Source organism: Mesorhizobium sp. M7A.F.Ca.CA.001.08.2.1 (genome assembly GCF_003998455.1).
GTDB lineage: Bacteria > Pseudomonadota > Alphaproteobacteria > Rhizobiales > Rhizobiaceae > Mesorhizobium > Mesorhizobium ciceri.
Genome location: NZ_RZPW01001497.1, coordinates 1 through 398, shown reverse-complemented (window position 1 = coordinate 398; position 398 = coordinate 1). Strand labels below are relative to the sequence as shown.

General features: G+C 65.1%; 1 protein-coding gene. It reads left to right on the top strand.

Annotated elements, in window-relative coordinates; translation table 11 throughout:
- A partial coding sequence (locus EN914_RS38175; protein ID WP_164779317.1) for a substrate-binding domain-containing protein occupies positions 1-376 on the top strand: 376 nt, incomplete at its 5' end.
- Positions 377-398 lie beyond the last annotated feature (22 nt).

Here is a 398-nt window from a genome sequence, read left to right as displayed (position 1 = left end):
GGTCGATTGCGGCACCGACCCGGCCGGCATCATTGCCAAGATGACCGACTACATGGTGGCCAACAATCCGCCGGCGATCATCGCGCTTGGCGATTCCGTCGCGGCCAGCGTCAAGCGGGTGTTCGACGGCGCCGGCGTGCCGGCCGGCAAGATCCCGGTCGTCGGCTGGGGCAATTCCAAGGAAACCGCGGAAGCCGTCAAATCCGGTTTCGTCAATGCGGCCGCCTGGCAGTTCCCGTCTGCGCAGGGCTTCATGCCGGTGGCGCTGCTCGGGCTCGCCGCTTCGGGTGAGCCGATCGGCTACGACATCCATACGTTCAGCCTCTACGACGCCTCGAGCGTCGAACCGATCCTGAAACTCTACGACACGAAGTGAAAACGGTGCCCGCGGCGTAAGC